General features: G+C 68.0%; 16 protein-coding genes. 11 read left to right on the top strand and 5 right to left on the bottom strand.

All coding sequences use genetic code 11. The annotated features are described in order from the left end of the window. On the top strand, positions 1-499 hold a 499-nt coding region (locus B9G49_RS07715; RefSeq protein WP_233125178.1), incomplete at its 5' end, for a DUF5821 family protein. Between the two features lie 42 nt (positions 500-541). On the opposite strand, the gene B9G49_RS07710 is transcribed toward B9G49_RS07715, so the two are convergent. After that, the gene (locus tag B9G49_RS07710; protein WP_004596311.1) at positions 542-2062 is read right to left on the bottom strand and encodes an aldehyde dehydrogenase family protein; all 1521 of its coding nucleotides are present in this window, start codon (positions 2060-2062) and stop codon (positions 542-544) included. Between the two features lie 89 nt (positions 2063-2151). Between B9G49_RS07710 and B9G49_RS07705 the strand changes: the two genes are divergently transcribed. Next, positions 2152-2889, top strand: coding sequence for a helix-turn-helix domain-containing protein (locus tag B9G49_RS07705; RefSeq protein ID WP_049929895.1), 738 nt, complete (start codon positions 2152-2154; stop codon positions 2887-2889). 611 nt (positions 2890-3500) lie between these two features. Here B9G49_RS07705 and B9G49_RS07700 read toward each other — a convergent pair. Then, positions 3501-4367, bottom strand: a complete 867-nt coding sequence (locus B9G49_RS07700; RefSeq protein ID WP_086215979.1) for a proline dehydrogenase family protein — start codon at positions 4365-4367, stop codon at positions 3501-3503. A 181-nt stretch (positions 4368-4548) separates the two neighbouring features. Between B9G49_RS07700 and B9G49_RS07695 the strand changes: the two genes are divergently transcribed. Genes B9G49_RS07695 through B9G49_RS07675 form a run of 5 tightly spaced genes read left to right on the top strand, consistent with a single transcriptional unit; the run spans position 4549 to position 9527 of the window. Next, positions 4549-5838 carry an ABC transporter substrate-binding protein gene (locus B9G49_RS07695; RefSeq protein WP_086215978.1) on the top strand — a complete coding sequence of 430 codons (1290 nt, stop codon included), beginning with the start codon at positions 4549-4551 and terminating at the stop codon, positions 5836-5838. A 9-nt stretch (positions 5839-5847) separates the two neighbouring features. Continuing rightward, the gene (locus B9G49_RS07690) at positions 5848-6807 is read left to right on the top strand and encodes a branched-chain amino acid ABC transporter permease (protein WP_004596315.1); all 960 of its coding nucleotides are present in this window, start codon (positions 5848-5850) and stop codon (positions 6805-6807) included. After that, positions 6804-7985 (top strand): branched-chain amino acid ABC transporter permease, encoded by a 1182-nt coding sequence (locus tag B9G49_RS07685; protein ID WP_049929900.1) that lies wholly within the window; start codon positions 6804-6806, stop codon positions 7983-7985. Before B9G49_RS07690 ends, B9G49_RS07685 begins: the two co-directional genes overlap by 4 nt. Continuing rightward, positions 7978-8766 (top strand): ABC transporter ATP-binding protein, encoded by a 789-nt coding sequence (locus B9G49_RS07680; protein ID WP_049929902.1) that lies wholly within the window; start codon positions 7978-7980, stop codon positions 8764-8766. Before B9G49_RS07685 ends, B9G49_RS07680 begins: the two co-directional genes overlap by 8 nt. 8 nt (positions 8767-8774) lie before the next feature. Then, on the top strand, positions 8775-9527 hold the full coding sequence (locus B9G49_RS07675) for an ABC transporter ATP-binding protein (RefSeq protein WP_044965613.1): 753 nt from the start codon (positions 8775-8777) through the stop codon (positions 9525-9527). Between the two features lie 31 nt (positions 9528-9558). Here B9G49_RS07675 and B9G49_RS07670 read toward each other — a convergent pair whose 3' ends face one another. Further along, positions 9559-10356 (bottom strand): RIO1 family regulatory kinase/ATPase, encoded by a 798-nt coding sequence (locus tag B9G49_RS07670; RefSeq protein WP_086215977.1) that lies wholly within the window; start codon positions 10354-10356, stop codon positions 9559-9561. An 85-nt stretch (positions 10357-10441) separates the two neighbouring features. On the opposite strand from B9G49_RS07670, the gene B9G49_RS07665 reads away from it, so the two are divergent. Then, on the top strand, positions 10442-12610 hold the full coding sequence (locus B9G49_RS07665; protein ID WP_086215976.1) for a PGF-CTERM sorting domain-containing protein: 2169 nt from the start codon (positions 10442-10444) through the stop codon (positions 12608-12610). Between the two features lie 102 nt (positions 12611-12712). Continuing rightward, positions 12713-13861 carry an acyl-CoA dehydrogenase family protein gene (locus B9G49_RS07660; protein WP_086215975.1) on the top strand — a complete coding sequence of 383 codons (1149 nt, stop codon included), beginning with the start codon at positions 12713-12715 and terminating at the stop codon, positions 13859-13861. 43 nt (positions 13862-13904) lie between these two features. Here B9G49_RS07660 and B9G49_RS07655 read toward each other — a convergent pair whose 3' ends face one another. Continuing rightward, positions 13905-14489: a hypothetical protein gene (locus B9G49_RS07655; RefSeq protein ID WP_086215974.1), complete on the bottom strand. Its 585-nt coding sequence runs from the start codon at positions 14487-14489 to the stop codon at positions 13905-13907. A gap of 147 nt (positions 14490-14636) precedes the next feature. On the opposite strand from B9G49_RS07655, the gene B9G49_RS07650 reads away from it, so the two are divergent. Further along, the gene (locus B9G49_RS07650) at positions 14637-15155 is read left to right on the top strand and encodes a halocyanin domain-containing protein (protein WP_049929906.1); all 519 of its coding nucleotides are present in this window, start codon (positions 14637-14639) and stop codon (positions 15153-15155) included. Between the two features lie 57 nt (positions 15156-15212). On the opposite strand, the gene B9G49_RS07645 is transcribed toward B9G49_RS07650, so the two are convergent. Continuing rightward, positions 15213-15731, bottom strand: coding sequence for a hypothetical protein (locus B9G49_RS07645; protein WP_086215973.1), 519 nt, complete (start codon positions 15729-15731; stop codon positions 15213-15215). A 155-nt stretch (positions 15732-15886) separates the two neighbouring features. Here B9G49_RS07645 and B9G49_RS07640 point away from each other — a divergent pair, with 155 nt between their 5' ends. After that, a complete protein-coding gene (locus tag B9G49_RS07640; RefSeq protein WP_049929908.1) occupies positions 15887-16162 on the top strand; it encodes a cytochrome C oxidase subunit IV family protein in 276 nt (91 codons plus the stop codon). The last annotated feature ends 128 nt before the right edge of the window (positions 16163-16290 follow it).

Raw genomic sequence — 16290 nt, 5'->3', positions numbered from 1 at the left:
GACCGGAGCGGTGAGTCGGTGGCACCGGATCGGCGACGACGCCACGCTCCGCGAGCGGTACGCGCCGCGGTTCGCGGCGGCCGAGCCGTACCGGCTCCGGACGCCGAGCCGACGGCGGGTGTACGAGGGGTTCGCGACGCGGTGTGACGAATCGGTCGCCGCGGCGGTGCTCCGCGCGCTCGATGCCGAGGTCGGCGCCGATTCGCGCGGAGCCGCGGGTCCAGACTCCGAGGAGACCCGCGTCCGCACCTACGCGGTGGGCGCCCGCGAAGGCGCCCTCGACCGCACCCTCCGGCGGGCCTGCGAGGACGCGGGTCTCGGGAGCCCCTCGACGTTCACGCGGATAAAACGGCTCCTGCGGGAGGCCGAGCTGATCGAGACCGTCTCCGAGCCGCAACCGGTCGGGCGCCCGCGCGAGCGACTCGCGGCGCGCGGCGCGCTCGCGGCGGCGGAGACGGCGGAAGAGACGGTCGCGGCGGTTCGCGGCGTAACAGGGTGAGAAGCGTTCGGACGCCCGTCACCGGGCGTCATTCCGGACGGATCAGTCGTCTTTCGTCTTGATGTCCGCCGAGAGGCCCTGCGCCATCTCGATCTCCTTCGAGTTGTTCAGGGTCCACGCGGTGCGGTCGGTGACGGCCTCGATCGCCTCCCGGGCGGAGGGGTAGCCGTTGCCGGACTTCTTCACGCCGCCGAAGGGGAGCTGGACCTCGGCGCCGATACACGGGAGGTTGCCGTACGCCAGCCCCAGCTCGGCGCGGTCGCGGTAGTAGTTGATCTGTCGGTAGTCCTCGGAGATGATCGCGCCAGCCAGCCCGTAGTCGGTGTCGTTCTGGATCTCGACGGCCTCCTCGATGTCGCCGTCGTACTCCATGAGCGCGACGTGGGGTCCGAACACCTCTTCGTGAGTACACGTCAGGTCGGCGTGGGCGTCGGCCTCGTAGACGAACGGACCGACCCAGTAGCCGTCCTCGTGGCCGTCTGGGATCTCCTCGTCGTCGAGCTCGGTCCGGTCGACGAGCACGTTCACGCCCTCCTCGCGGGCCGCCTCGTTGTTCCGGGTGACCTTCTCGCGGTGTTCCTCCTCGATGAGCGGCCCCATGAAGGTGTCCTCGTCGAGGGGGTCGCCGACCGCGACCGACTCCGCGACCTCGACGAACCGCTCCTTGAACTCATCGTACACGTCCGTGTGGACAATCAGGCGCTCGGAGGAGACGCAGCGCTGACCGGTCGTCTTGAACGAGGACATCACCGCGGAGTGGACCGCGACGTCGAGGTCCGCCTCCTCGGTGACCACGATCGCGTTCTTGCCGCCCATCTCGCAGGCGGCGCGCTTGCCGGCGACGCCGCCGAGCTTCTCTTGGATGTGGTGGCCGACCTCGGCCGAACCGGTGAAGATGACGGTGTCAACGTCGTCGTTCTCGACGATCGCGTTGCCCGCGTCGCCGAACCCCTGTACCATGTTGAACACGCCGTCGGGGATGCCGGCGTCGTCGAACATCTCTGCGATGATCTGCGCGCACCACGGCGTCTGCTCGGCCGGCTTGAACACGACGGTGTTCCCCTCGACCAGCGCAATGGCCATGTGCCAGTAGGGGATCGCGACCGGGAAGTTCCACGGCGTGATACAGCCGGTGACGCCGCGCGGTTTCCGTCGCATGTACGCGTCCTTCGAGGGGATCTCCGAGGGGACGATGTCTCCCTTCGGATGCCGGGCGTCGCCAGCGGCCCACTCGACCATGTGCGCGGCCTCGACCACGTCCGCCTTCCCCTCGCTGATCTCTTTCCCGCACTCCTTGGTGACGATCTCCCCGAGCTCGTCGGTCCGGTCGCGGAGCTCGTGGTACACGTCCCAGAGGTACTCCGCGCGCTGGATCCGCGAGAGCTCGCGCCACTCCTCGAACGCCGCGTCCGCTGCGTCGACCGCGCGGTCGACGTCCTCGGGGGTCCCCTGACGGAACTCTCCGAGCGTCTCTCCGGTCGCGGGGTTCTCGCTCTCGAAGGTCTCGGACCCGTCGCCGTCGACCCACTCGCCGTCGATGTAGTGCTGGTAGGGCTGCGCCATGTTCGAGACATCCGGTCGGCACGTCCAAATAACCCACCCTACCATGGTCGGTAAGGTCTTTGTGATGTAGTGCCAAACATGCGGTACCAATGGCGACAACCGAACCAGAAGGGGCGAGCGAGTGGGCCGGAACCCGGCTCACGCTCGACCTCTGGCATCCGAACTGCTGGGCGATCGAGGCGACGAAAAAGACCGGCGGCGGCGTCCTCGCACACGCGATCTACAACTCACCGATGGCCGAAAGCGACGCGCCGAACACGGTGAACGGCCTGTTCACGGCGTTCGGAGACACGAACGAGGAGGTCGAAGCGTTGCTCGACGCGATCCGCGAGTCCGACCGCGCGGGGAACCTCTTGGAGCTACAGGAGCGGTTCGGGCGCGCTCGGGACGCCCCGGGCAACGTCGTCCGCGAGTTCTTCCTGGAGTACGACCCGGGCGACATGGTGTGTCCGACGCTTTTGGAACACGGCTTCGTCCACAGCGCGCCGGTCCGGATCGAGGGCGGACGGGAGGAGTGGCAGGTGTGTTTCGTCGGCGAGCGCACCGAGATCCGGGAGTCGCTCGACGCGGTTCAGGAGGCGGCCGGCGCGGAGGTGACGGTGGAGTCGATGTCGTCGTCGGGCCACGCCGGGCGGACCCCCCGCGAGCAGCGGCTCGACACGCTGACCACGACACAGCGGAAGGTGTACGAACACGCCCGCGAAGCGGGCTACTACGAGTGGCCCCGAGAGGCGTCGACGCGCGAGCTCGCCGACGACATGGAGGTCTCGAAGACGACGCTGCTCGAACACCTGCGGAAGGCGGAGTCGAAGCTACTGGACCCGTGAACGGCAGTGTCGACTGCGGAGCGAGTGTTACAGCGCGTCGAGCGCGGTACGGTATTTAAATATCCGCGAGCGACAGCGCCGATTGGTTATGAATGAAGGCGGTGGCGCGTGCCTGCGAGCGGCCGCTATCGGCGGCCGCGAGTCAGCACGCGCGAGGTCGCCGGCGCTACGCGCCGGCTGCCAGAGAATCTCCGATTCTCGCTGGAGTCAGTCGCCGGAGCGAAGCGACGGCGACTGACAGGGCGAGAGCGAAGCTCTCGCTTACAGCCGGACGTAGTCCGGCGACGAGGTTGGGGAGGCGTGAGGCGCCGTGCGGTCGCGGTCGGGTAGGGACTCGAAGGGGCAGTCGCGAGGACGGCGCAGGTGACGGAAGGACCGCAAGGAGCGGGCGAAGCGAGCGACTGAGGACCGCAGCGAGCGTGCGCCGTCCTCGCGACTGGGGCTTTGGAACTGTTTGCCGCCGATCTGCTAGCGACCATTTATAACCGAGCGGCCGGGAATTTGGAGGCGTCCGTCGTCGGTCGTTCAATCGCTGATAAACGGTGGACGGAAAACTTACACGCCGATTGATAAATCGTAGCGCCCGATCGCCGGTCTTTGCCCCGGTTCGTTCAGTTCCCGACGATCGCGCGCAGCGCGAACAGGGCGTTCGACTTGCGCTCCCGGATCCGCCGGTAGAAGTAGGAGAACCACTTGGAGCCGTACGGGATGTACTGGTAGACTTTCACGTCGTCTTCGGCCGCGAGTTCGAACTGCGCCGACTCCCGGACGCCGGTCAGCATCTGGACCTCGTAGGGGGTCCCGTGGTCGGCGTACAGCTGCTTCGCGTAGTCGATCATCGCGGGGTCGTGGCTCCCGACGGCGACGCCGTCGTCGAACGCCTCGAACATGTACGCGAGGCAGTCGCGGTACGACTCGTCGACGCGCGCCTTCTTCTTGTAGGAGATCTCGGCCGGCTCGTCGTACGCGCCCTTGACGAGTCGGACCTTCCCCGGGAGGTCGGCGAGCCGTTCGAGGTCCTCGCGGGTCCGCTTCAAGTTCGCCTGCACGCAGACGCCGACGTTGCCGTCCGTCTCGACGGCGTGCCGTTCGAACGCGTCGAGCGTCACGTCGGTGGTCTCGTGGTCCTCCATGTCGATCCAGACGAAGGTGCCCGTCCCGTCCGGCCCGGTCGCGGACGGCGCGTTAGCCGCCTCGACGATGCGCGCCAGGTTCTCTTCGAAGACGTCGTCGGCGATGTCGAGGCCGATCTGGCTCGATTTGACCGAGACGCAGGCGTCGACGCCGCGCTCCGCGATCGCCACGACGAGGTCGACGTACGCGTCGGCGTCGGCGTCGGCGGGGGGCCGTTCCTCGTAGTGTTCGCCGAGCAGGTTCAGGATGCCGGCCACGCCGTGGTTGTTGAGCCCCTCGACGTGAGCGAGCGCCGCCTCCGGCGTCTCCCCGGCGACAAAGTTGCTCGCGATGGGCGGGATCATGCGATCACTGCGGATCCGGAGCGGTATATAATGGCACCCGACCAATCGTTCCGAAGACATATTCCTGTATAAAATTCTTTCAGTGCCACTACCAGCCGATTCATCGATCTGCCGCGCGCTCACCGACCATGGACGGGTCGGGGTTAAGGTAGCCGAATGTGCTCGGGACTATCGGAAACATATGTCACGGAATACCACGGGCATGACGGATCGGCGGACGCTGCTGAAACTGACCGGCGGTGCGGGACTCGTCGGACTGTCGGGCTGTCTCAGCACGACTGACGACGGCAGCGACGGCAGCGACGGCGGCGACGGCAGCGACGGCGGCGACGGCGGCGACGGCGGCGACTCGACCGAGGCTTACGAGATCGGGATGGTCGACTCCCAGACCGGGTCGCTGTCGGCGTTCGGCGAGCGGAACCAGCGCGGCGTCGACCTCGCCCTCTCGATGGTCAACGAGGTCGGCATTAACGGGCGAGACCTCGACATCGTCGTCGAGGACTCCGAGAGCGAGAACCAGGGCGGGATCGCTGCCGCCCAGAAGCTCGTCAATCAGGACGGCGTGCCGTTCCTGATCGGCGCGGTCGGCTCCGGCGTCTCGCTGGCCATCTACGAGAGCGTCATCGAAGGAACGGACGTCGTTCAGCTGAGCCAGAACTCCACCGGGCTCAACCTCACCGAGTTCCCGGGACTGCTCCGGATGTCGCCGTCGGGGCGGAGCCAGTCGCTCGCGCTCTCGAACCTCATCAGCGATGACGGCTACGACGAGGTTGCGATCACCTACGTCAACAACGACTACGGCCAGAGCCTCACGGACGCGTTCGTCGACGCGTACGAGGGCGAGGTCGTCTACAACACGCCGCACGATCAGGACCAGCAGTCGTACTCCAGCGTCATCTCGGAGATGAACAGCTCCGGCGCCGACGCGTGGCTGTTCATCACCTACCAGGCCGAGTTCGCGACGATGGTCAACGAGGTGTTCTCCTCGGGGTACGAGGCGCAGTTCTACGGCGCCGACTCCGTCTCCGGCGACAACGTGCTCGAGAACACCCCGGAGGGGAGCATCGAGGGGATGAAGATCGTCGTTCCGTCCGCGCCCGTCGAGGAGGAGAACTACCAGTCGTTCGCGGACACCTTCGAGTCGGAGTACGGCCGGCAGCCGACCTCGTGGGCGGCGTACGCGTACGACTGCGTGATCAACGCCGCCTTGGCGATCCAGGCCGCGGACGAGTTCACGGGGGCGGCGCTCCAGGACACCGTCCGGCGCGTCTCCGGGCCGGAGGGCGAGACGGTGACCTCGTTCGAGGCCGCGAGCGGGATCCTCGCGGACGGCGGCGGACCGGACGACGTCGACTACCAGGGGGTCAGCGGCCCCATCGACTTCGACGAGAACGGGGACCCGATCGGCTTTCTTCAGGTCCTGGAGGTCCAGGACCACGCGTACGAAGGCATCGACTTCATCGAAGGCTAATCCCGACCGATGACCGTCCTCGGATACCTGGCTAACGGATTGGTGTTCAGCAGCATCATCGTCCTCGGCAGCATCGGGCTGTCGCTGGTGTACAGCATCGCGGACTTCGCGAACTTCGCGCACGGCGACACGATGACGATCGGTGCGTACTCGGCGCTCGTGACTTTCGGCGCCGTCGGCGGGCTCGGCGGCGCGGTGTTGGGGCTCCCGTACGGCTTCTTCCTGGCCTTGGTCGTCGGGATCGCAGTCGCCGCGGTCGTGGCGGTCGCCACCGAGAAGCTCATCTACGAGCCGCTCGACGTCGACTCGATCGGCCTGCTGATCACGTCGATCGGGATCGCGTTCATCTACCGCGCGGTGATCCAGATCCGGTTCGGCTCCGACTTCACCCGGTTCGACGTCCGGCCGCTGCGGCCGATCGAGGCGCTGGTGCCGTACGGCGTCCGGATAACGCTCCACGACGTCGCGATATTCGGATCGGCGGTGGCGCTCGTCGTCGGGCTCCACGTCCTGCTCCAGTACACCGACCTCGGTCGGAAGATGCGCGCGATGGCGGACAACCCCGACCTCGCGCGGGTTAGCGGTATCCGGACGAAGCGGGTCAAGCTGTGGACGTGGGTCATCGGCGCCGGGCTCGCCGGCGCGGGCGGCGTGTTCCTCGGACTGTTCAATCAGCTCGCGCCCCGGATGGGCTTTAACCTCCTGTTGGTGATCTTCGCGGCGGTGATCCTCGGCGGGATAGGCTCCGTCTACGGCGCGATGGCGGGCGGGTTCCTCATCGGCATGATAAACCAGCTAACGCCGTTCTTCTCCAACGTGGTCGAGGCGCTACCGATCCGTCCAAACTGGCTCGCGACCGTGATCGAGAACATGATCACCATCGAGTACGCGAACGCGATTGCGTTCGTGATCATGGTCGTCGTGCTGTTGGTCCGGCCCAACGGGATCGCCGGGGAGGGCGCGACGTGAGCCTCCTCGACGACCCGAAAGCGGCGTTCGCAGACCTCTCCCGCCCGGAGGGGTGGGTGCTCGGCGTCAGCGTCGCGTTCGTACTGTTCCTCTTCGTCGCGATGCTCACCGGCGCGCTCGGTCCGACGTACTTCCTGTTCCTCGTCGGGCTGGCGGGGATGTACGCGCTGTTGTCCTTCGGGCTGAACGCCCAGTGGGGGTTCACGGGACTGATCAACTTCAGCGTCGCCGCGTTCTTCGGCATCGGCGCGTACGGCACCGCGCTGATGACCGCGAGCGGCTCGCCGATCGCCGGAGGATTCAGTCCGCTCGTCGGGCTCGCCGTCGCGCTCGTCGTCGCGCTCGCGCTCGCGCTGCTCATCGGCATCCCGACGCTCAGGCTCCGGGCCGACTACCTCGCCATCGCGTCGCTCGGGCTCGCGGAGGTCGTGCGGCTGATCGTGTTAAACGAGCGCTGGCTGACGAACGGGAGCGCGGGGCTGCGCGGCATCCCGGGCTTCTTCGACGGGTGGCCGGTGCTCTCGACGTTCCCGGAAGCGATGCCGGGGCTCCGGCTGGAGGTGATCCCCGGGTCGCCGGTGATCCTGGAGACGGCGTTCTGGCAGGCGTCGCTGAACGTCCTGTTGGTGCTCGCGTTCGCGGGCGCGGCGTACTTCGTCCTCCGGCGCGCACACCGATCGCCGTGGGGGCGCGTGCTGCGCACGATCCGCTCCGACGAGGACCTCGCGCGGGCGCTGGGCAAGAACACCTACTCGTTCAAGATGCAGTCGTTCGTCCTCGGGAGCCTGATAATGGCGCTTGCGGGCGTCTTCTACGCGCATCTGAACCTCTACGTCGGGCCGGGCGACTTGGACCCGATCACGACGTTCTACGCGTGGGTCGCGGTGATCTTGGGCGGCAGCGGCTCCAACCGTGGAGCGCTGTTCGGCGGGATCGTCATCGTCACGATCCGCGAGGGGACGCGCTTCCTGAACGACGTGGCGCTCCCGATCGACCCCGCGCCGTTGCGACTGCTGTTGATAGGCGTCGTCATCGTCGCCGTCATGCGCTACCGGCCGCAGGGGGTCCTCCCGCCGCAGCGGGAGCTGATCTGGCCGAGCGCGGTCGGCGGTGGCGGAACGCCCGAAACGCCGGACAGCGGCGTCCGCGAGCGGAAGGGAGGTGATGACGATGAGTGAGGGCGCGCTTCCGAAGGAGGACGCGGTCCTCCGCGTCGACGACCTCCAGAAGTCGTTCGGCGGGCTCGCGGCGACCGACCACGCGACGTTCGCGGTGGAGCGCGGAACCATCACCGGGCTCATCGGCCCGAACGGCGCCGGGAAGTCGACGCTTTTCAACCTCATCTCCGGCTTCTACGAGCCGGACGGCGGGACCGTGGAGGTGAACGGGACCGACGTGACCGGCATGGAGCCGTACCAAGTCGCGGAACACGGGCTCATCCGGACGTTCCAGACGCCCCGGAAGCTGGAGGGGATGACGGTCCGCGAGGCGATGCTGGTCGGCCCGCGGAAACAGCCCGGCGAGTCGTTCCTCACGCTTTTCACCTCGCCGGGGACGGTCGCGGAGAGCGAGTCGGCGAACCTCGCCGAGGCGGAGCGGATACTGGAGGACTTCGAGATCGACCACCTCGCGACCCAGCCCGCCACCGACATCTCCGGCGGCCAGATGAAGCTCGTTGAGCTCGCGCGGGCGATGCTCGCCGAGCCGGAGGTGCTGCTGCTCGACGAGCCGGTGGCGGGGGTGAACCCGACGCTGGCGAAGAAGCTCAAAGGCCAGATCCGGCGGCTCAACGAGCAGGGAACGACGTTCCTGCTCATCGAACACGACATGGAGTTCGTGATGGACCTGGCGGACCCGATCGTCGTCTTGGATCAGGGACACGTCCTGACGGAGGGGACGCCGGAGGGGGTCCGGAACGACGACCGCGTCATCGACGCGTACCTCGGAGGCGGAAGATGAGCGACGGTATGACAGACGACACGACCGGGGCCGCGGACGGGCCTCACGGCGGAACCGACCCCGTGCTCTCGCTGTCGGGCGTCGACAGCGGGTACGGCGAGGTGCAGGTGCTCGACGACTGCTCGGTCCGGCTCGACCCGGGCGAGATCGTCTGTCTCGTCGGGCCAAACGGCGCCGGGAAGTCGACGGTGCTCAAGACCGCGTTCGGGATGTTGACGCCGTGGACGGGGACCGTCGAGTACCACGGCCGCGACATCGGCGGGATGGCGCCCGAGGAGATCGTCCGCGAGGGGATCGGCTACGTCCCCCAGACCGACAACGTGTTCGGCTCGCTGACGATCGACGAGAACCTCCGGATGGGCGGCGTCGCCCGCGACGGGAGCCTCGAGGAAGTCATCGAGACGCTGTACGACCGGTTCCCGATCATCGACGAGAAGCGCGGCTCGAAGGCGAAGACGCTCTCCGGCGGCCAGCGTCAGGTGCTCGCGTTCGCCCGCGCGCTGGTGATGGAGCCCGACGTGCTGCTCATCGACGAGCCGTCGGCGGGGCTCGCACCGAACACCGCCGACGACGTGTTCGAGGACGTCAAGGAGGTCAACGACATGGACACGGCGATCCTCATGGTCGAGCAGAACGTGACGAAGGGGCTCGGCATCTCCGACCGCGGCTACGTCCTCGACCAGGGGACCGTCCGGTTCGAGGGGACGCCGGAGGAGCTGCTGAACGACGAAGAGGTCTCGCAGCTGTACCTGGGCGGCTGAGTCTCCGGTCGGTCCGCTTTCTCGCGGCGTCTCACGCCGTGCGCTTCTCGAGCTCGCCCGTCAGCTCCGCGGCGTCGAAGTCGTGGTCGGGACGGATCGCGACGAAGTCGAGGAATCGGCGCGCCGCGAGCAGCTCGTCGGTCGAGTAGCTCGTCAGCGCGGCGGCAATCGCGTCGGCCGCCCCGAGGATCGGCTCCAGCGCCGCGAGCGCGCTCGCGAGGTCGTACGCGCGAGCGGCCTCGCGCCCGTCCTCGCTCACGCGGGTCGCGTCGATGACGTAGAGGTCGCTGTCGGCGACGAGGACGTTCTCGGCCCGGAGGTCGCCGTGCGCGAGCCCCGCGTCGTGGACGGTCCGCAGCGTCGAGAACAGCTCTGGCGCGAGCCGGGCGACAGCGTCAGCGTCGAGCTCGCCCAGCGTGCGGAACTCGGGGAGGTACTCTAACACCAGCACGCCGAGGTCGCCGACCTCGAACGCCTCGACCGGCTCCGGCGCGTTGACGCCGAGCTCGCGGACCCGGCGGGTCGCCTCCAGCTCGTGACGCGCCATCTCGTAGGGGGTCTCGTGGCGCTCGAAGAACCCCTCGGTGCCGGACGAGACCGCGCCGAGGTTCCGCCCGGTGGTGAACAGCGCGTGGACGAGCGTGTTCTGCCGGGTGATCACCTTCACGAAGAGGTCGTCGTCGACGACCATCGGCGTCGACAGCCAGTTGTCGGCGTCGAGGAACCGAACCCGCATCCCGTCGCGGTCGTACCGAGCCGCCAGCTCGCGCGCGACCCGTTCGATCTCGGGCCAGTCGACGCGGCCGCGGACGAGCTGCCGGAACTCCATGCTGATTCGGTAGCCCCGGGAACGGATAAAGGATCGCTGGTGCCGACGCGTGTACAGTTAATAGACTCCCGGCGTATCGTCTGATATGGGCGATCAGGGTCTGATCGCGCGGCGTAGAATCGCACTCGTCGCCGCCATCGTCGTGGCCTTACTCCTCGGCGCGGGAGCGGCGCTCGGGGCAGACGCGGCTCCGCTCGGATCGGACGAGACCGCCAGCGGCGTGGCGTTTGACGGGCCGGTCGAAACGGCCGCCGCCGACCCGAGGGTGGGCGAAACCGGAGGCGGACCGAACTCGGACGCGGCCGCGGATCTCGACTCGCACACCATCTTCGTTCGGCACACGCTCTCCCTGACCGACGACCCCGGTGCCGTTCGGGTGGCGACGAGCGTTCAGATTCCGAGTCGGGTGACGGAGCTGCGCGTAGTGTTGCCGGACACGACCGATGCGGGGATCGAGACCGACGGCTTCGAGCGAGCGGACGACACCAGCCGGAGCGGGTCGGTCTGGGTCTGGGACGGAGCGACGTCGGACGCCTCGCTCAGCTACGAGATGAACGCGAACGTTACGGGCGAGCGGACCGACGGGTACCGCTTCGTCGGAACCGACGACTGGGCGCTCGTCCCGACTCCCGGGCCGTTAGTCTCCGAGTGGGGGTACGTGGGTGGCACGCCTGTCGCGCGTGATCTACAGGTCGAAACCGATGGACAGGGCGTCGCTTCCGAGTCGATGGCGTACTTGTGGCCCTACGAGGAGCACGTCCGCGAGGCGGAGGGCCAACGCTTCCGTCTGATCGTTCCGGAGGCGGCAGAGATGGCGTCTTCGCCCGAGTCGGTTTTCGCGACTTTCGAGGAGTCCGCGGCCCGGCTCCGAGCCGGTGCGCGTGACGACGAGGTGTTCGCGGTCGCGGCGCCAACCGACGGGGTATCGTGGGGACCCGGCGGACTCGCACGCGGGGCTGCGAGCCTCTGGGTGCGCGATACACGGTCCACGGAGAGCGTCGACGACGCTTGGGCTCACGAGTACGTTCACACCCGCCAGGCGTACTACGCGGAGTCGGACGCCCGCTGGGTGGTCGAGGCGACGGCGGAGTACTACGCCGCGCTGTTCGGCCTCGACCGCGGCGCCGTCGACTTCGAGTCGTTCCGCTCGCAACTGGAGCGCGGTGGTCGCGACCCCCACGCGTCGGCGGTCCTCGCCGATCCGGCCAGTTGGAGCGACGATACCGACTACAGGAAAGGCGCTCTCGTCGCCGGCGAGATAGACCGACAGATCCGGCTCGCGAGCGGGGGCGAAGCGTCGCTGATGACCGTGTTCCGAGCGCTCAACGACTCGCCGGACCCGATTACGAGTCGGGCATTTCTCGACGCCGTTGAGTCGGCGGCCGCGGCCGGCGGAGACGAGGCGGCCGCCGGAACGGTCCGCGAGACGGCCGAGCGGCTAACGACGACCGATGCGGCAACTGACGGCTGGCGTCGCGAGGACCACGTCGAGGCGTTCGGGACGCTCCCGACGTTGGTCGAATACCGGCTCGTTCCCCCCGCGGAGTCGGGTGTCCGCGCGACCGGCGAGTACCGGAACAAAACTATTTCCACCCCTGGTAACGAGGCACGGCTCGTCCGGGGCGAACGGCTGAACCTCGCAGTCGACGTCTCGAACGCGGGCGGCGCGGCTGGGAGCTACGAGGTCCGGCTCTCAGTCGACGGGGAAGCCGTCGAAACAAAAAGCGGGAGCGTCGGACCGGACGCCGAAGAGAGGGTGTGGGTCGGGCCGACGTTCGCGGACACCGGGTCCTACGACGTGCGGGTCGCCGGTGAGACGCTCGACGTCGAGGTCCTCGAACCGGCCAACGTCTACGTGCTCGGTGCCACGGCGAGCCGAGACGTGGCGTCCGTCGGCGAGTCGATCGTCGTGACCGCGACCGTCATGAGCGACGCCGAGATACCCGCGAGCTCTGACGTTGAGTTCCAGGTAAACGGCGAGTCGATCGGAACCGAGTCCGTTCGGGCCGACGGAGAGGCGACCGTCGAGCGCGAGGTGACCCTCAACGAGACCGGCCAGGTGACCGTGACAGTCGTCGGTCCGGCCGGTCGGGCGTCGACGACGGTGACCGTCGAGGGCGCCGGAGCAACCGAAGGGGACGGGCCGATCGGGAGTGGCAATCACGGGGTCGAAGTCCCCGGATTTGGGGCCACGAGCGCGGTGGCCGCACTACTCGCCGTCGTCTGGCTCCTCGGGTACCGGAGAGAGCGCTGACGGGAAAAGGGGCTTTCACCGGGTCGTCGCGTCGCCGCCGTCGACCGCAAAACGATCACGGTCGTTCGCATTGTTTATCACCGCGGGTCGCAATTCATTCCCATGGACTTCGAGGTACCCGCGGAACACCGGATGATACGCGACACGGTCCGGGAGTTCTGCGAGGAGGAGATCGCGCCGATCGCACAGACAATCGAAGACGAGCACCGCTTCCCCGACGAGGTGTTCGCCTCGCTGAACGAACTGGACATGATGGGCGTCCCGGTCTCAGAGGAGTACGGCGGCCTCGGCGGCGACCAGCTCATGTACGCGCTGGTCACCGAAGAGCTGGGCCGCGTCTCGGGCGGGATCGGGCTCTCGTACGCGGCCCACACCTCGCTCGGCGCGAAGCCGATCGAGCTGTTCGGGACCCACAAGCAGAAGGAAGAGTGGCTCCGCCCGCTCGCGGAGGGCGGCGAGATCGGCGCGTGGGCGCTCACCGAGCCCGGCAGCGGCTCCGACGCCTCCGACATGGACACGACCGCGGAGTACGACGCCGAGGCGGGCGAGTACGTGCTGAACGGCACCAAGCAGTTCATCACGAACGCGAACGTCGCGAACTCGGTCCTCGTGAAGGCGGTGACGGACCCCGAGGCCGGCTACGACGGCATCTCGACGTTCATCGTCGACCCCGAGAACGACGACGGGTTCGAGGTGACGACGGTCTGGGACAAGATGGGGCTCAACAGCTCGCCGACCTGCGAGATCAGCTTCGACGACGTGCGGATCCCGGAGGACCGGCTGCTCGGCGAGGAGGGCGAGGGGTGGACACAGACGATGAAGACGCTCGACGGCGGGCGGATCTCGATCGCGGCGCTCTCCGTGGGCCTCGCGCAGGGCGCCTACGAGGCCGCGGAGGCGTACGCGGGGGAACGCGAGCAGTTCGGCAAGCCGATCGCGAAGTTCGACGCGGTCCGCGACAAGGTGGTCCACATGCACCGGCAGATCGAGCGCGCCCGACTCCTCACCCACCGGGCGGCGACGAAGTACGACGCCGGGGAGTCGGTCACCCGGGAGTCGGCGCTGGCGAAACTCGACGCCAGCGAGGCGGCCCGCGAGGTCGCCGAGGAGGCGGTCCAGACGCTCGGCGGCTACGGCTACACCACCGACTTCGCGCCGCAGCGCTTCTACCGCGACGCGAAGCTGATGGAGATCGGCGAGGGGACCAGCGAGATCCAGCACGTCGTCATCGGGCGCGAACTCGGCCTCTAGTCGGGCAAGTCGTCAGTCAGCGACGCCGGGCGCTCGGCGCGCCTCAGGGGAATTCGATCAGGTCGACGGCGCGCAGGCTCTCCGCGAGCCGCGAGCCTTCAGGGACCGCCCGCCGGAACGGCGCCGAGCCGAACGCCGCCTCGCCGTTGACGGAGACGAGCCCGAGGTCGACGGGGTCGCCGTCGAGTCCCGTTAGGAACGCGACGGTGCGGACCGCGGGCACGTCGCCCGCCCGCGCGTCCGGGTCGATGGAGCCGTACAGCGTGCGGTTCTCCGCGACGTGGTGGACGCAGGTCGGCGTCGGCGCGAAACACAGGAGGTAGCGCGCGCCCGGCTCGGTGCGACCGAGCTTGGGGCGGAGCGCGTGGCGTTCGTCGACGTGGAAGTACCGCTCCATCCGGCGGTACTGGCGCAGGATCTCGTTCGCGCCGGTGGCGCGGCGGACCGCGGCGTCGGCCTTGAGCTCGATCACGCGGTCGGCCGGTTCGGGCGTTCGGGTTCGGACGAAGAGGTCGACGACCCCCTGCCGCCCGTCGGCGTCGTACGGCTCCTCGAGCCGGATCGCCGGCGACTCGGCCGTCGCCTCGTAGTGTTCGACGAGCCGGGTCGCGAGCGCGTCCTCGCGCATGGCTCTCGCGAGGCGTCGGAGGGCGATAAGTCCGCCCTTCGCGGCGCGCTGCGACCGCCCGCCGACCGGAGTCATAGCCGCTCGGGAAATTCCTGCGAACCGGAAGCTATCACGGGGTTTGTAAGGCTTCGACCCCTACGAAAAGTGATGTCTGATAAACTGTCCAGACGGCGGTATCTCGCCGGAACCGGCGCCGCGTTGACCATCGGGACACTCGCGGGCTGCTCCGGAGGCGGTGACGGCTCCGACGGGTCGGACGGTTCCGACGGCTCCGGCGGAGGCGGCAGCGCCGTCGAGGACGTCCCGAGCGAGATAGACGAGTACCTGTCCGAGGCCCGGATGTACGAGGGCACCATCATGGACTTCACGGGACAGGACGAGGTGACCGTCGAGGTCGGCGCCGGCGACGTCGGGTTCGCCTTCTCGCCGGCGGCGATCCGCATCGACTCCAGCACGACCGTCGTCTGGGAGTGGACCGGCAACGGGGGCGCGCACAACGTGGCCTCGGTCGAGGGGTCCGAGTCCGACTTCAACAGCGGCGACTCCGTCTCCGAAGAGGGGCACACGTTCGAGCAGTCGTTCGACAACACGGGGATCCAGCTGTACCAGTGTACCCCCCACCAGGCGAACGGGATGCTCGGCGCCATCGAAGTCGTCGAAGCGTAAGCGGCTCACTTCGCGCGGTTCGAACGCGAGCGCGATTTTTTCACGCCTGCTCGGCGTTCACGAGAGGAACGACCAGCGCACGTCAACGATCCGGTCGCGTTCGCTGGTGACCGTGGGCCGCGCGAGGTGGTCGTTGGCGTTGGCGCCGGCCTCCGCGAGCCGCGACAGCGCCTCCTCCAGCGTGCGCTCCGAGCGCTCCACGCTGGGGTCGCGTTCGTAGGGGGCGTCGATCGGGTCCGCCGGCGAGTTCGAGATCGCGATCGCGTCGGTGAGGTCGCCGCCGATCGCGTGCGGCGGCTGGTGGAAGTGCCAGTCGCCGACCGTGAGGAAGAGCCACACGTCGCCGTTGATGGCGTGGTACTCGCCGGTGACGCCGTCGGCGTCGTACGCGACGACCCTAGAGAGGACGGCGGTTTTGAGCCGGTAGAGGGCGTCTTTCCGAGCCGAGCGGACGTTGCTCTCGGTCACGTCGCCGCGCTCGTAGGCGGCGGTGGCCTCGTCGGCGAACTGCTTCGCGACCTTGTTGACGACGTACAGCGATTCGAGCAGGTCGTCCGTCGGTTCGAGCGGAGTCACGAGGGGTACCGGTCGGGGCTGCGACCGGACGCAGATGGGGTCGTCGTGCGGATAGGCGTTTCGGGATCCGAGACGCCGAGACGGACCTCGCCGTCGCCGCAGCGGGTACCCCGGATGGTTAATTCTTTAAGCGCAGGGACGAAGAGGTGTGTAAGATGGCGCACGACTCCGTGAAAATGTATTCGGCGATATACGTCGCCCTCCTAGTCGCGGCGACGCTGAACTTCGCTCTCTTCGAGACGTCGTTCATCGAGTTCACCTACGCGCAGGCGCTCGGCGGCACGCTGGTGATCGCGACGGTCAAGACGCTTCTCATCGTCGCGTACTTCCAGCACCTGAAGTGGGAGAACCGCTCGCTGACCTACCTGATGGGCCTCGCGCTCGCGCTCACCATGCTGCTGATGGCGGCCGCGACGTACTCCATCTCGTAACGACTCGCGGCGTCTCTTTCTCGCTCGAACGCCTCCGAACCGTTTTCCCGGCACTTTCGCCGGGTTTTCGCTCGACCGAGCACGGTCCCGACGAGGGTCTTTCTGCTGCCACCACCCAGTGGTATTAG

Source organism: Halorubrum sp. SD683, assembly GCF_002135045.1.
GTDB classification, from domain to species: domain Archaea; phylum Halobacteriota; class Halobacteria; order Halobacteriales; family Haloferacaceae; genus Halorubrum; species Halorubrum ezzemoulense.
The sequence above is the reverse complement of the archived record's forward strand: the minus strand, read 5'-3'. Positions and strand labels throughout refer to the sequence as shown.

What these genes read in the sequence shown, in the direction of transcription:
- B9G49_RS07680 (WP_049929902.1), top strand. Translation starts at nt 7,978, where the DNA reads ATGAGTGAGGGCGCGCTTCCGAAGGAGGACGCGGTCCTCCGCGTCGAC.
- B9G49_RS07650 (WP_049929906.1), top strand. Translation starts at nt 14,637, where the DNA reads ATGTCTGATAAACTGTCCAGACGGCGGTATCTCGCCGGAACCGGCGCC.
- B9G49_RS07700 (WP_086215979.1), bottom strand. Translation starts at nt 4,367, where the DNA reads ATGATCCCGCCCATCGCGAGCAACTTTGTCGCCGGGGAGACGCCGGAG.
- B9G49_RS07690 (WP_004596315.1), top strand. Translation starts at nt 5,848, where the DNA reads ATGACCGTCCTCGGATACCTGGCTAACGGATTGGTGTTCAGCAGCATC.
- B9G49_RS07665 (WP_086215976.1), top strand. Translation starts at nt 10,442, where the DNA reads ATGGGCGATCAGGGTCTGATCGCGCGGCGTAGAATCGCACTCGTCGCC.
- B9G49_RS07675 (WP_044965613.1), top strand. Translation starts at nt 8,775, where the DNA reads ATGACAGACGACACGACCGGGGCCGCGGACGGGCCTCACGGCGGAACC.
- B9G49_RS07660 (WP_086215975.1), top strand. Translation starts at nt 12,713, where the DNA reads ATGGACTTCGAGGTACCCGCGGAACACCGGATGATACGCGACACGGTC.
- B9G49_RS07640 (WP_049929908.1), top strand. Translation starts at nt 15,887, where the DNA reads ATGGCGCACGACTCCGTGAAAATGTATTCGGCGATATACGTCGCCCTC.
- B9G49_RS07655 (WP_086215974.1), bottom strand. Translation starts at nt 14,489, where the DNA reads ATGCGCGAGGACGCGCTCGCGACCCGGCTCGTCGAACACTACGAGGCG.
- B9G49_RS07705 (WP_049929895.1), top strand. Translation starts at nt 2,152, where the DNA reads ATGGCGACAACCGAACCAGAAGGGGCGAGCGAGTGGGCCGGAACCCGG.
- B9G49_RS07710 (WP_004596311.1), bottom strand. Translation starts at nt 2,062, where the DNA reads ATGGCGCAGCCCTACCAGCACTACATCGACGGCGAGTGGGTCGACGGC.
- B9G49_RS07670 (WP_086215977.1), bottom strand. Translation starts at nt 10,356, where the DNA reads ATGGAGTTCCGGCAGCTCGTCCGCGGCCGCGTCGACTGGCCCGAGATC.
- B9G49_RS07695 (WP_086215978.1), top strand. Translation starts at nt 4,549, where the DNA reads ATGTCACGGAATACCACGGGCATGACGGATCGGCGGACGCTGCTGAAA.